11 protein-coding genes are annotated in these 13129 nt (G+C 69.7%); 2 read left to right on the top strand and 9 right to left on the bottom strand.

Annotated features, from left to right (window positions below; genetic code table 11):
• Nucleotides 1–8: 8 nt before the first annotated feature.
• From E1295_RS05500 to E1295_RS05485, 4 genes are read right to left on the bottom strand one after another with little or no spacing between them, the layout of a single operon-like run.
• Nucleotides 9–1862, bottom strand: coding sequence for a glycoside hydrolase family 2 protein (locus E1295_RS05500; RefSeq protein WP_246079863.1), 1854 nt, complete (start codon nucleotides 1860–1862; stop codon nucleotides 9–11).
• A gap of 19 nt (nucleotides 1863–1881) precedes the next feature.
• The gene (locus tag E1295_RS05495; protein WP_132628562.1) at nucleotides 1882–2724 is read right to left on the bottom strand and encodes a carbohydrate ABC transporter permease; all 843 of its coding nucleotides are present in this window, start codon (nucleotides 2722–2724) and stop codon (nucleotides 1882–1884) included.
• Nucleotides 2721–3656: a carbohydrate ABC transporter permease gene (locus tag E1295_RS05490; protein WP_132628561.1), complete on the bottom strand. Its 936-nt coding sequence runs from the start codon at nucleotides 3654–3656 to the stop codon at nucleotides 2721–2723. The genes E1295_RS05495 and E1295_RS05490 overlap by 4 nt, the downstream gene beginning before the upstream one ends.
• Nucleotides 3653–4660, bottom strand: coding sequence for a LacI family DNA-binding transcriptional regulator (locus tag E1295_RS05485; RefSeq protein WP_132628560.1), 1008 nt, complete (start codon nucleotides 4658–4660; stop codon nucleotides 3653–3655). The genes E1295_RS05490 and E1295_RS05485 overlap by 4 nt, the downstream gene beginning before the upstream one ends.
• Before the next feature lie 141 nt (nucleotides 4661–4801).
• Here E1295_RS05485 and E1295_RS05480 point away from each other — a divergent pair, with 141 nt between their 5' ends.
• Together E1295_RS05480 and E1295_RS05475 are read left to right on the top strand one after the other, a co-directional pair.
• Nucleotides 4802–6253, top strand: coding sequence for an ABC transporter substrate-binding protein (locus E1295_RS05480; protein ID WP_132628559.1), 1452 nt, complete (start codon nucleotides 4802–4804; stop codon nucleotides 6251–6253).
• Nucleotides 6254–6255: 2 nt separating this feature from the next.
• Entirely contained in the window at nucleotides 6256–7737 is a 1482-nt protein-coding gene (locus tag E1295_RS05475) for a sulfatase-like hydrolase/transferase (RefSeq protein ID WP_132628558.1), read from the top strand.
• Nucleotides 7738–7799: 62 nt separating this feature from the next.
• Here the strand turns inward: E1295_RS05475 and E1295_RS05470 are convergent, their stop codons facing one another.
• The 5 genes from E1295_RS05470 to prcB all read right to left on the bottom strand — a co-directional run bounded on the left by E1295_RS05470 (nucleotide 7800) and on the right by prcB (nucleotide 12884).
• A complete protein-coding gene (locus E1295_RS05470) occupies nucleotides 7800–8756 on the bottom strand; it encodes an FKBP-type peptidyl-prolyl cis-trans isomerase (RefSeq protein ID WP_132628557.1) in 957 nt (318 codons plus the stop codon).
• Nucleotides 8757–8848: 92 nt separating this feature from the next.
• Nucleotides 8849–10207 (bottom strand): Pup--protein ligase, encoded by a 1359-nt coding sequence (pafA, locus tag E1295_RS05465; protein WP_103962987.1) that lies wholly within the window; start codon nucleotides 10205–10207, stop codon nucleotides 8849–8851.
• A gap of 148 nt (nucleotides 10208–10355) precedes the next feature.
• Nucleotides 10356–10877: a hypothetical protein gene (locus E1295_RS05460; protein WP_246079862.1), complete on the bottom strand. Its 522-nt coding sequence runs from the start codon at nucleotides 10875–10877 to the stop codon at nucleotides 10356–10358.
• Nucleotides 10878–11327: 450 nt separating this feature from the next.
• Nucleotides 11328–12116, bottom strand: a complete 789-nt coding sequence (gene prcA, locus E1295_RS05455) for a proteasome subunit alpha (protein WP_132628626.1) — start codon at nucleotides 12114–12116, stop codon at nucleotides 11328–11330.
• A gap of 21 nt (nucleotides 12117–12137) precedes the next feature.
• The gene (prcB, locus tag E1295_RS05450) at nucleotides 12138–12884 is read right to left on the bottom strand and encodes a proteasome subunit beta (protein ID WP_246079861.1); all 747 of its coding nucleotides are present in this window, start codon (nucleotides 12882–12884) and stop codon (nucleotides 12138–12140) included.
• Nucleotides 12885–13129 lie beyond the last annotated feature (245 nt).

Raw genomic sequence — 13129 nt, 5'->3', positions numbered from 1 at the left:
TCACCGATCTACGTGGTGGGAGAGGTGGTGGACGTGGGGGCCTGCGCCCCGGGCCGGGCCCGCTCGATGGCGGCCGGACGGTGCTGCGCCGCGCGGATCCGCGAGACGTCCAGCTTGCTCGTGCGGTCGAAGCGGTAGACGCCGTTCTGCTCCTGGAAGACGTCCGTGAGCTGGGTGTAGCAGTAGCCGAACATCCGGGGGTCGTCCAGCAGGACCCCGACCAGCCCGGCGAAGCGCCGCTGGAGTTCCTCCTCACTCGTGGGCCGTTCGCCGTACCCCCAGGAGCTCTCCCCGGGACGCACGTCCGGGTTCCACCAGATGCCCCCGAACTCGCTGCAGAAGTACGGCTGCCCGCGGTACGGCACCGACCAGGCCGTGCCGTCGCGGTCGGCGTTGACGTACGGCTCCCCCTCGGCCAGGCCGGCCATCAGCTTGCCGAACACCTCGGGATCCTGCTCGTAGCAGTGCGAGTCGTAGACGTCGGCGCCGGGAACCCGGTGCGCGTAGCCGGACGCGTCGAGCACCGGGCGGGTGGGGTCGGCCGCCTTGGTGGCGAGGTACATGCCCAGGGTGACGTCGTCGAGGACGGTGATCCGGTCGTGCAGCCGCTGCCAGGTCTCGTTGAGCGGGCACCAGCCGACGATGCTCGGGTGGGAGTAGTCGCGCTCGACCGCCTCCAGCCACTGGGTCACGAAGGTCGCGGTGGGCTGCTGGTTGTCGCCGGCCGGCCCGCCGGTGTTCGCTCCCCAGTCGCCGAACTCGCCCCAGACCAGGAAGCCCGCCCGGTCGGCGTGGTACAGGTAGCGCTCCTCGAACACCTTCTGGTGCAGCCGGGCGCCGTTGAACCCGGCGGCCACGGCCAGCTCGATGTCGCGGCGCAGGGCCTCGTCCGTCGGCGCGGTCATGAGGCCGTCGGGGTAGTAGCCCTGGTCGAGCACGAGCCGCTGGAAGCACGCCTCGCCGTTGAGCAGGACGGCGTGCCCGTCGATGGCGACCGAGCGGAGCCCGGCGTAACTCGCCGCGGTGTCGGCCACGGCCCCGTCGCCGTCGAGCAGGTCGATGCGCAGGTCGTACAGGTGCGGGTCCTCGGGGCGCCACAGGCGTACCCGATCGTCCGGCAGCGGCAGCCACACCTCGGCGGACAGGTCGAGGTCGGCGCGCGCCCGCGCCTGCACGAGCTCGCCGGCCTGGTCCGACACCGTCACCCGCACCTCGTGCCCGGCGCGGTTGGCCGATACCGGCACCGTGACGCGGAACGCGGACGCGGCGACGTTGGGCGTGATCCGCGGCCGGCCGAGGTGCGGGCCGGGCACGGGCTCGCACCACACCGTCTGCCAGATGCCGGTGGTGCGTCCGTAGCGCGCTCCGCGCCCCTCGTAGGTGGTCGCCTGCTTGCCGCGCGCCTGCGGCCCGCTCCGGGGATCGCGGGCACGCACGACCACGGTGTAGGTGTGCGCCGGGTCGGCCGCGGCGGTCAGGTCGCAGGTGAACGGGGTGAACCCGCCCCGGTGCCGGCCGGCCTCGACGCCGTCGACCCACACCGTGGCATCGTGGTCCACCGCCTGGAAGTGCAGCAGCACCCGCTGCCCCGCCCACTCCTCCGGCACCTCGACGGTGCGGCGGTACCAGACGGCCGGGTGGAAGTCGGGGTCGCCGACGCCGGACAGCGGCGCCTCCGGGCAGAACGGCACGATGATCTCGCCGGTCAGGTCGCGGTCGAGCAGGCCGCGCTCCAGCCCGGAGTCGCCGGGGTCCCTCTCGAACTGCCAGGTTCCGTTCAGGCACTGCCATGCGGCGCGGACGAACTGCGGGCGGGGATACTCCGGGCGGGGAACCACGGGGTTCTCAGGCACGATGCTCACTTTCTCGATGGGGATGTGCTCAGGACTTGACGGCGCCGGCGATGCCTTCGACGAAGTAGCGCTGCAGGGCGATGAACAGCGCGACGACCGGCAGCAGCGAGATCGTCGCCGCGGCGGCCATGCCCGACCAGTCGGTGGCGTTCTCGCCCACGAACGCGAGCATGCCGACGCTCACGGTGCGCAGGTCGGGCCGGGAGAAGGTGAAGACCAGCGGCAGGAAGAACGCGTTCCAGGTGTTCAGGAAGGTGAGCACGGTCACCGTGGCCGTCACCGGCTTGGCCAGCGGCAGCATGATGCGGAAGAAGACGGTCGCGAACCCGGCGCCGTCCATGAGCGCGGCCTCGGTGAGCTCCTTGGGGATGCCGCGGAAATAGCCGATGTAGAGCAGGATCGCCGCCACGTGCGCGGCGCCCGACATCGCCAGGATCATGCCGGTCAGCGAGTTCAGCATGCCCAGCCGCTGGGCGAGGTCGACCAGCGGGATGATGGTGTAGCCGGCGGGCACGAACAGGGTGGCGATCAGGGTGCCCATGACGATCTTGCGTCCGCGGAACTCGTGGCGGGCGAGGACATAGCCCGCCATGGCGCACCTGACGACCACGACGACCACCGTGGCCACGGTGACGATCACGGTGTTGAGCAGGTATTTGCCGAACTGGGCGTCTCCCCAAGCGCGCTCGTAGTTCTCCCACTGCGGGTTGCCCGGCAGCAGGCCGAGCCCCTGGGTGAACACCTCGGCCGACGTCTTCAGCGACGCGGCGACCATCCACAGGAACGGGTAGATCCAGAGCAGGCAGCCGATGGCGAGCGCGGCGGCGGCCAGCCACCAGGGCAGCCGGCGCAGCGCCTTGGACGGGGTCATGCCGCCCCCCTGGCCTTGCGGGTGGCACGGACCGCGAGGAGCTGCAGCAGCCCGATGACGCAGACGAACAGGCCGAACAGGACGGCGGCCGCGGAGGCGTATCCGAGCCGGGGCACCGTCGCGGCGAAGGCCCACCGGTAGATGTAGACCTCGATCACCTCGGTCGAGTAGAACGGGCCTCCCCCGGTCATGGTCAGGACGAGGTCGAAGACCTGCAGCGAGGCCTCGATCGACAGCAGCGTGATGATGACCAGGAACGGTTTGAGCAGGGGCGTGGTGATGTGCCGGAGGGTGGCCAGCGCGCCGGCACCGTCGAGGCGCGCCGCCTCGTACACCTCGTCGGGCACGGTCTGCAACGCGGCCAGCCAGTAGACCAGGGTGATACCGAACCACTTCCACACGTAGACGGCGATCGTCGTGCCCAGCGCCGTGGACGACTGGCCGAGGAAGTCGACCCCGTCGGTCACCAGGCCGGCCTCGCGCAACGCGAGGTTCACCGGGCCGCTCGCCGGGTCGAAGACGAACTGCATGACCACGCCGACGATCGCCGTCGTGGTGACCACCGGCAGGAACAGCGCGGTGCGGAACACCTTGCGCAGCGGCATGCGGGGCGAGTTGAGGACGATCGCGACCAGCAGGGTGGTCAGCACCTGGAGCGGCACCGCGACGAGCATGAACGTCAAGGTCAGCCGGAACGAGCTCCAGAACATCGGGTCGGCGAGGACCTCGCGGTAGTTGGCCACGCCGATGAACGACGGGCCGGCGTCGAACCCGTTCCAGTCGGTGAGCGAGTAGACGTAGCTGCCGACGATCGGGTAGACGGTGAACGCGCCGTACAGCAGCACGGTCGGCGACAGGAACAGCCACACGTACGTGGTGGTGCGGGCGCCGCGCGGTTTCCGCGAACCGGCCGGCGGGACGGCGAACGTCATGCGCCCGCTCCGGCGGCGCCCGTGGTGCTCTGGTCGACCATCAGCCGCCAGGGCGCCTCCAGCTCGGCCGCCGGCTCCTGGTCACCGTCGACGCGCTGCAGCAGCCGGGTCACCGCGAGCTCGGCGATCTTCTTCTTGTCGGGCACGACGGTGGTCAGGGGCGGGGTGACGAACCGGCCCTCCTCGATGCCGTCGAACCCGACGACGGCGACGTCCTGCGGCACCCGCAGCCCCCGGGCCAGCACGGCTCGCACCGCCCCGATCGCGAGCAGGTCGTTGTAGCAGAACACCGCGTCCGGCGGCTCGTCCATGTCGAGCAGGCGCTCCATCGCCTCCCGGCCATCCTGGCGCTGGTAGCGGCGGACCGTCGCGTGGATCTCGGGCAGCCCGGCCTCCTCCAGCGCCTGCACGTAACCGGCCGTCCGGTGCGCCGCCGTGTTGCCCATCGGACGTTCCACGTGCCCGATGGCGGCGATGCGGGTCCGGCCCAGCGAGACCAGATGCGCCGTGGCGGCCCGCGCCGCGGCTGTGTCGTCGATGGCGACGTGGTCGAAGCCCTCCACCCGTATCTCACCCAGCATCACCGCCGGGCAGTTGCCCGCCCAGCGCCGCAGCTCGTCCTCGGTCAGGCCGAGCGGGCTGAAGATGATCCCGTCGAACAGCGCCGACCGGTCCCGCCGCATCATGATCTGCCGCTCGCGTGCCGCCACACCCTCGGTGCGGTCGAGAAGCACCGTGTATCCGCGCTCCTCGGCCTCGTCCACCACGTGGGCGGCCAGCTCGGTGAAGTAGGGCACGTCCAGCGGCAGCACGAGGGCCAGCAGGTCGGAGCGCCCCCGGTTGAGGCTGCGCGCGGCGAGGTTGGGGCGGTAGTCGAGCTCCTCCAGGGCCCGCTGCACCTGGGCGCGGGTCTCCTCGGACACGTAGGCGAAGTTGTTGACGACGTTTGAGACGGTCCGTACGGAGACTCCCGCCAGCCGCGCCACGTCACGTTGTGTCACCACAGCCGTCCAAACCTCCAGATCGGGAGCCGACTTCCAAGAGAGTCTTGCCGCGCGGCATGCCGCGTGGCAAGAATGACTTTGCCACGCGGCAACATTGCTTCACAAGACCTTTGAACCGCCGCGGGGTGGAAGGCAGGACCGATGAGCGCGATGACTCGGCGAGGGTTCCTCGCCGCGGCGGGCACCTTGGCCGCCGCGGCGGCGGCCAGTGCGTGCGGCGGAGGCGGAGGCAGCGGCGGCGGCGCCTCGCTGACCTGGTGGGACCACCAGAACCAGCTGCAGAAGGCGAAGGCGGAGATCTTCGCCGCGTACGCCAAGACCCCCGGCGGCGTCCCCGTCCAGTACACCTACTACAACCCGGCGAAGATGGGCCAGGCGCTGCAGCTGGCCAAGCAGAGCGACCAGCTGCCGGACATCCACTCCAACGCCGGGCTCAAGCTGCCCGCCGCCGCGCTCGTCGCCGCCGGATGGGCGCAGCCGCTGAACCTCAGCGAGGAGGCGACGGCCCGGGTCAAGGACTCCCTCGTCGAGGGCGTGCACGTCTTCGACGGCAAGATCTACGCCTTCCCGATCTTCAGCCACCAGGTCTACGTCGCCGTCAACTGGTTCAACACCGAACTGGTCGGCCGCGCCGGGCTGGACCCGCAGGCGCCGCCCAAGACCTACGACGAGTTCCGCGCGGCGGCCCGGGCGGTGCAGCGGTCGGCCGGCGAGGGCACCTACGGCTGGGTGTGGAACATCGGCATGCCGGACCGGCTCGGCGAGCAGGTCCACGACCTGGCGCAGGCGGCCGGGTTCGCCGGCGGGCAAGGAAGGTTGTACGAGAGCGGCGAGTACGCGTTCCACGCCGACGAATATCTCGACGTGATCGAGTTCCTGGTCTCGCTGCGCCAGGACAAGGTGCTGGTGCCGGGGTCCAACTCCTGGGTCGACGACGTGGCGCGGGCCCGGTGGACCGCGGGGCTGGCGGCGTACTATTTCGACGGCCCGTGGTGCCCCGGCGTGGCACTGCAGGAGATGCCGGAGTTCGGGGAGAAGCTGGGCGTCGGGCCGATGCTCGTGCCCGACGCGGGCACCGCCGTGGCCACCTACCACGTGCCACAGCCAGGAGACTACTGGTTGTCACCGACGACCAAGCACGCCCAGGCGGCCAACACCCTGTTGAGCGACCACTTCGCCACCCCCGGCTACTCCCGCCGGGTCGCCGAGACCATGTCGCAGCCCCCGCGCGACATCGACGTCGTCGAGCAGTCCCAGGCGCACCCCGCCTACAAGAAGCTCATCGGCTGGTTCCGGGAAAGCGTTCACCTCGCCCCCGACCCGATAGCCGGCAACGCGGACATCCAGCAGGTGCAGATCGCGTCCAAGCCGGTGCGCCCCACCCTCGGCGACATCGTGCAGGGCGCGCTCACCGGCGACGTCACCGACGTCCGCGCGGCGCTGACCAAGTTGTCCAGCGACACCGCCAAGGACCGGGACCGCGCGATCGCGGAGGCCGGGAAGAAGGGCGCGAAGGTCAGCCTGGACGACTACGCCTTCCCCAATTGGAAACCGGGCAAGGACTACACCAGGCCGATGTACGACGAGCGCTGACGATGGAGAAGGTTCCTGTGAAGCGACCGAACATCGTGCTGATCATGACTGACCAGCAGCGTGCCGGCTGGACGGCCGCGAGCGGATTCCCCCTGGACACCATGCCGTTCCTCGACGGGCTGACGGACGCCGGGGTGCAGTTCAGGCGGGCTTACACCACCTCCCCGCTGTGCGTGCCCGCCCGGATCAGCCTGCTCACCGGGCGGTATCCGTCCGCGCACCGGGTCAGGCAGAACAGCGCCGCCCATCACGTGCTCCGCGGCGACGACCTGGTGGACGTGCTGCGTGAGTCCGGCTACGCGCTGCATCTGGCGGGCAAGACGCACTTCCACCGCAAGCCGGCCGATTTCGACACGTTCGCCGCGCCCTACTGGCACGAGCGCGGCCCGGCCGACGCGGCGACGCCCGAGCAGGAGGCGTTCGAGGAGTGGCTCGTCTCGCTCGACCACTCGGTCAGCCATGAGCCGGCGCCGTTCCCGCTGGAGTGCCAGTTCCCGCACCGGATCGTCACCGACGCGATCAGCGCGATCGACGAGACGCCCGCCGACCGGCCGTTCTTCACCTGGCTGTCGTTCCCTGAGCCGCACAACCCCTACCAGGTCCCCGAGCCGTACTTCAGCATGTTCCCGGCGGACGAGGTGCCCGACCGGCAGTCCGGACCGGAAGGCGCCGAACGCAAGGGCGGAATGTACACGTGGCTGCGCCGGCTGACCGAGGAGAAACGGCCCGGCTACGACGCCGAATGGCGGCGCTACCGCGCCAACTACTGCGGCATGCTCCGGCTCATCGACGACCAGCTGCGCCGGTTCTTCGCGCACCTGCGCGAGACCGGGCGGGACGCGGACACGCTGGTGTTCTTCGTCGCCGACCACGGCGACTACACCGGCGACTACGGCCTGCAGCGCAAGGGCGCGGGCATGCCGGAGTGCCTGATGCGCATCCCGTTCGCCGTGGCCGGGCCGGGCGTGCGGCCCATGGTCAACGGCAACGACTTCGTCTCGCTCGCCGACCTGTTCCCGACGGTCTGCGACGCCCTCGACGTCGAGATCCCACCCGGCGTCCAGGGCCGCAGCCTGTGGCCCATGCTCACCGGGGAGCCCTACCCGGCCGAGGAGTTCGCGAGCGGCTACGGGGAACGCGGGTTCGGCGGGCAGGCGTACACCGTCGACGAGCGCCCCCCGTTGCACTTCCCCTACGAAGGGCGCACCTTCGACGAGCTCAACACCGTCACCCAGTCCGGGACGACGGTGATGCTCCGGCGCGCGCGGTGGAAGCTGCTGCTGGACGAGCGCGGGACGGGCGAGCTCTACGACCTGGACGCCGACCCCGCCGAGCTGGACAACCGCTACGACGACCCGGCGCTCGCCGGGGTCCGCGCCGACCTCACCACCGATCTCGCACGCTGGATGATCCGCGTCAGGGACGACCTGCCCCAGGCGGTCTACACGCTCAAACGCTCACCGCACAACTGGAGCCGGGCGTAACCGGGCTACGCCGGACGGACGCCTGGCGGGTTACGCGAGTCCGTCCGGCAGTGTGGTGCTGATCAGTAGGCGCCCAGGACGTCCACCACGAACACCAGCGTGCTCTTCGCGGGGATGCCCTGCTGCTCCTGGTCGCCGTAGCCCAGGTCCGGCGGGATGCTCATCACGACCCGGCTGCCGACCGGCACCCCCTCCAGGCCCTGCTGCCAGCCCTTGATGACCTGGCCGAGCGGGAACTCGGCCGGCTGGCCGCGGTCCCAGCTGGAGTCGAACTTCTTGTCGGTGCCCCAGATCTTGCCCGTGTAGTGGACGGAGAGCGTCTGGTCGGCCTTCACCTTCTTGCCGGTGCCCTTGATGACCGTCTTGACCTCGAGCTTCGCCGGGGGCTTGGCGTCGGTCTTCGTGGTCAGGGTGGGAGCCTTCTCACCACCGGGATTGTCGACCTTGACGCCCTTGATGCCGTCGCCGGTCTTCTTTCCGTCGGCCGCCTTGAGCGGTGGCGGCTGCTTGCCCACCACGTCGAACACGAACACCTTGGTCGGCTGGGCCGGCGCGGCCTGCTGCTGCTGCGGAGCGGCGTCGTTGGCCAGCACGGCCAGCAGCCGGCCGCCCTGCTTGACCTTGGTGAAGCCTTCCTGCAGGACCTTCGGCAGCTGCTCGGTGACCGGGATGGCCTCGGGCGCCTTGGTGTCGTACGAGGAACCCTGCACGGCGTTGCCCTGGCCGTCCCAGTTGTAGACGGTCAGGTTGACGACCACCCGGTCGCCCGCCTTGATGGCGTCGCCGTCGCCTGGGTGGATCACCTTGTACGACGACGTGGTGGCGGGCGAGCCGGCCGGGAACGTCACCGTGGGCTTGGCGCCCACGTTCCCCGCGACCGACACCTTGGTCCCGTCGGCCGGCGCGGCGCTGGAGCCGGCGCTGGAGCCGGCCCCGGGGTTCGCGCCGTCATCGGAGCCGCACGCGGCGGCGAAAAAGAGCAGAGGCACGGCGGCCGAAGCGGCCAGAGCGCGGCGCATGGATTTCCCTCGGAAAAGACGTCAGATTCGCGTCACACTACCCGACATTCAGGTAGGGCCGGGGTAAACGCGGCGCCACGCTCTGGCACTGGCTACATGCCGGCGATGAGCTTGTCGACCCGCTCGTCCACGCTGCGGAACGGGTCCTTGCACAACACCGTGCGCTGCGCCTGGTCGTTGAGCTTGAGATGCACCCAGTCGACGGTGAAGTCGCGCCGCTTCTCCTGAGCCTTGCGGATGAACTCACCGCGCAGCCGGGCCCGGGTCGTCTGCGGCGGCACCGACTTGGCCTCGAAGATCTTCAGGTCGGACGCCACCCGCTCCACCGAGCCGCGCTTCTGCAGCAGGTAGAACAGGCCGCGCTTACGGTGCACGTCGTGGTAGGCGAGGTCGAGCTGCGCCACCCGCGGCGAGGACAGCGGCAGGTCGTACTTCTTGCGGTAGCGCTCGATCAGCTGGTATTTCGTCACCCAGTCGATCTCCCGCGACACCAGGTCGAGGTTGCCCGTGTCGACCGCGTGCAGGGTGCGCTCCCACAACTCCAGCACCCGGTGGGCGATGGCGTCGCCGCCGCGGCGATCGACGAAGTCCTTCGCCTTCGACAGGTATTCCTGCTGGATCTCCAGGCTGGACGCCTCGCGCCCGTTGGCCAGGCGCACCCTGCGCCTGCCCGTCATGTCGTGAGAGACCTCGCGGATCGCCCTGATCGGGTTCTCCAGCGACAGGTCACGCATGACCGTGCCCGACTCGATCATGCGCAGCACCAGGTCGGTGGCGCCGACCTTGAGCAACATCGTGGTCTCGCTCATGTTGGAGTCGCCCACGATGACGTGCAGCCGGCGGAACCGCTCGGCGTCGGCATGAGGCTCATCGCGGGTGTTGATGATGGGCCTGGACCGGGTGGTGGCGCTGGAGACGCCCTCCCAGATGTGCTCGGCCCGCTGCGAGACGCAGTAGACGGCGCCGCGCGGCGTCTGCAGCACCTTGCCGGCCCCGCACACGATCTGCCGCGTCACCAGGAACGGGATCAGCACGTCGGCCAGCCGCCCGAACTCCCCGTGCCTGCCCACCAGGTAGTTCTCGTGGCAGCCGTAGGAGTTGCCGGCCGAGTCGGTGTTGTTCTTGAACAGATAGATGTCACCGGCGATGCCCTCTTCGCGCAGCCGCTTCTCGGCGTCCACGAGCAGGCCCTCGAGTATGCGCTCGCCCGCCTTGTCGTGGGTGACGAGCTCGATGACGTTGTCACACTCAGGTGTTGCGTATTCAGGGTGGCTGCCCACGTCGAGGTAGAGACGTGCGCCGTTGCGGAGGAAGACGTTGCTCGATCGGCCCCAGGACACGACCCGCCGGAACAAGTAGCGCGCGACCTCGTCCGGCGACAGCCTGCGCTGTCCCCTGAACGTGCAGGTCACGCCGTACTCGTTCTCCAGCCCGAAGATGCGACGATCCATCACCTCACACTATGCCCACGGATCGGCATGCGGGAGAGATCTTCGCAGGTGTTTTCCCGCACCGGCCCCATCCGGTGCCCCGTTGACCGGGCTTTTACGGCGTTCGTCCCACGCCCGCCCCCTCGGGGCGCGGGTCACGCGGCACAGGTCAAGGGATGTAGATCTCCTGCACCTTGACGATCCGCCCCTTGTACACGGTGATCAGCGACGGATGCGCGTTGGTGCCGTGCCGCTTGATCAGCGCCGCCCTGGGACACTTCTTCGCGCCGAGCCCCGTCTTCCTGCTGACCGTCAGGTTCGACATCGTGGCCTTGCACCCGTACGCCGACAGGAACACCACGTTCTTCGCGATCGGCGAGGCGTACGCACCCACATGTCCCTCGCGCGGGCCGACGAAGTTGCCCTGGGTGTGCTTGCCCTTCTTCCACCTGATGGGCACGTACTCGGCCGTACCGCCGCGTACGTGGGTGATCCAGCCGCGCAGGATGCCGTTGCGGCGGGAGTGGATCCCCTTGGTGAAGTCATGCTTCGGGTCGGCCTGGAAGGTCGTGCCGAAGATCTTGGGCGTCTCGTACTTGGGGTAGGCGGCCGCGTCGGCCGCACCGCCGGAGGTCAGCACCACGGCCGCGGCCACCCCGGCCGCGAGGATGCCGCGCAGGCAAGTTTTCATGCAACGTAAGATCATCGGCTACTCTCCGGAGTTCGCCCGAACCAGTGTGAAACACCTCACATTTTCCCTGGACCGCCTCCGTCGCGGGTGCCGAGCGGGCGGACGGCCGGCGCGGACGGCCGGCGCGGACGGCCCGACCGCGTCCGTGAAGACCGATCACCGGCCCCCACTCCGGTCACCGACGCAGAACCCCACCGCCCGCACCCCAACCCCGTGATCGGCGCAGGCAAGCCATCGCGGACGCGGGGACCCGATCTCAGGCGTGCGGCCGGCCACAGGCGCGAGAGGCCCGAACACCAGGACGCGAGAGGTTCGCTTCCCGCGCCGACCTGCCAGGCGCAGCGTGGTCGCGGGACCGGCGGACCCCACACCGCGGCGACCGGAAATCTCCCGCCGGTCACCGCCCGGCAGCGGGGACCCCTTCGTGGCGGGCCCCCGCGGGAACCGCCGTTACAGCGGCGAGGAGCCGTCGTCCACGTCGCCGTCCGGCCCTGTGGGCGGAGGCGTGTCCTTGCCCTCGCCGGCCGGAGGTGTGGTCTCGGAGGCGAGTGGGGTGGTCGTCTGGGCGAGCAGGCGCTCCAGCCGCGCCCCCGTCAGCCGGAGGAACTTGCGGTGCTCGCGGTTGCGGTCGAGCACCGCCACCTCCAGCTGCGCCACCGGCGGCCGCTCGCCGCCCGGCTCGGTGAGCGCCGTCAGCGCCACCTCCAGCGCGTCGGCCAGCGACATCGACTCGCGGTAGTGCTCCTTCAGCCGGGACGACACCGCCTCGGCCTGGCCGCCCATGGCCGCGAAGCCGTGCTCGTCGAAGACCGACCCGTCGAAGGTCAGCCGGTAGATGGCGTCGCCGTCCTTGGTCTCGCCCACCTCGGCGACGACGACCTCCACCTCGAGCGACTTGATCGACTCGGTGAAGATGCGGCCCAGGTTGGAGGCGTAGAGGTTGGCCAGGCCGCGCCCGGTCACGTCGGAGCGGTCGTAGGTGTAGCCGTTGATGTCGGCGTAGCGGATGCCGCCGAGCCGCAGTTCCTCGAACTCGTTGTAGCGCCCGACCGCGGCGAAGCCGATGCGGTCGTAGATCTCGCTGATCTTGTGCAGCGCCCGCGACGGGTTGGGCGCCACGAACAGGATGCCGTCGACGTACTGCAGCACGACGACGGACCGGCCCCGCGCGATGCCCTTGCGCGCGTAGTCGGCTTTGTCCCGCATGATCTGCTCAGGGGACGCATATCCAAAAGGCATGGACACGTGCGGTGGTCCTTTCTAGCGCAGCGGGGCGATGGGGCCGTCGGGCGAGATCAAGCGGGCTTCGAGCATCTGCTCCACGTAGGAGGAGACCTGCTCGTCGGACAGGCGGCGGAAACCGTCGGCGTCGATCACCGCCACGACCGGCCAGATCTTCCTGCTCACGTCGGGCCCGCCGGTGGCCGAGTCGTCGTCGGCCGCGTCGTAGAGGGCCTGGATGAGCGTCATCACCATGTCGTCGGAGGATGCGCCGTCGCGGTAGAGCTTCTTCAGCGACCCGCGCGCGAAGATCGAACCGGACCCGATCGCGTCGAAACGCTCCCGCTCGTAGGGGCCGCCCGCCACGTCGTAGCTGAAGATGCGGCCTTCGTCCTTGTCGGGGTCGTAGGCGGCGAACAGCGGCACCACCACCAGCCCCTGCATCGCCATGGCGAGGTTGCCCCTGATCATGGTCGCCAGCCGGTTGGCCTTGCCGGCCACCGACATCGTGCGGCCCTCGAGCTTCTCGTAGTGCTCCAGCTCCACGCGGTAGAGGCGGGCGAACTCGAGGCCCGTGCTGGCCGTGCCCGCGATGCCCATGCACGAGTAGTCGTCGGCGCGGAACACCTTCTCCACGTCCCGCTGGGAAATGATGTTGCCCGACGTCGCGCGCCGGTCGCCGGCCATGATCACGCCGCCGGCGAAGGTGGCGGCCACGATCGTGGTCGCGTGCGGGACCTGATCGCCGATCGGGGTGGCGAGAACCTCATCCCGCTGTGGCAGCAACTCGGGCGCATACGAGCTGACAAACTCCGTGAACGAGGAATTCCCCGTGTTCCGGAAAAGGTGGTTCACCAAGCCGACGGGCAGATCCCTTTGCGATGCCACGCGACTCCCTCCAAACGTCAGTGTTCCTAGGGCGACCCTACTCATGTTGGGTTGCTGTCTGCACTTCCCACGATCAGCTCACGGCGAACCATTCTGCGCGGGGGCCACTGGCGTACCGCTGAAACCGTCAAACGCGACACCAC

It is taken from the genome of Nonomuraea mesophila (genome assembly GCF_004352805.1).
Taxonomy (GTDB): Bacteria; Actinomycetota; Actinomycetes; order Streptosporangiales; family Streptosporangiaceae; genus Nonomuraea; species Nonomuraea longispora.
The sequence above is the reverse complement of the archived record's forward strand: the minus strand, read 5'-3'. Positions and strand labels throughout refer to the sequence as shown.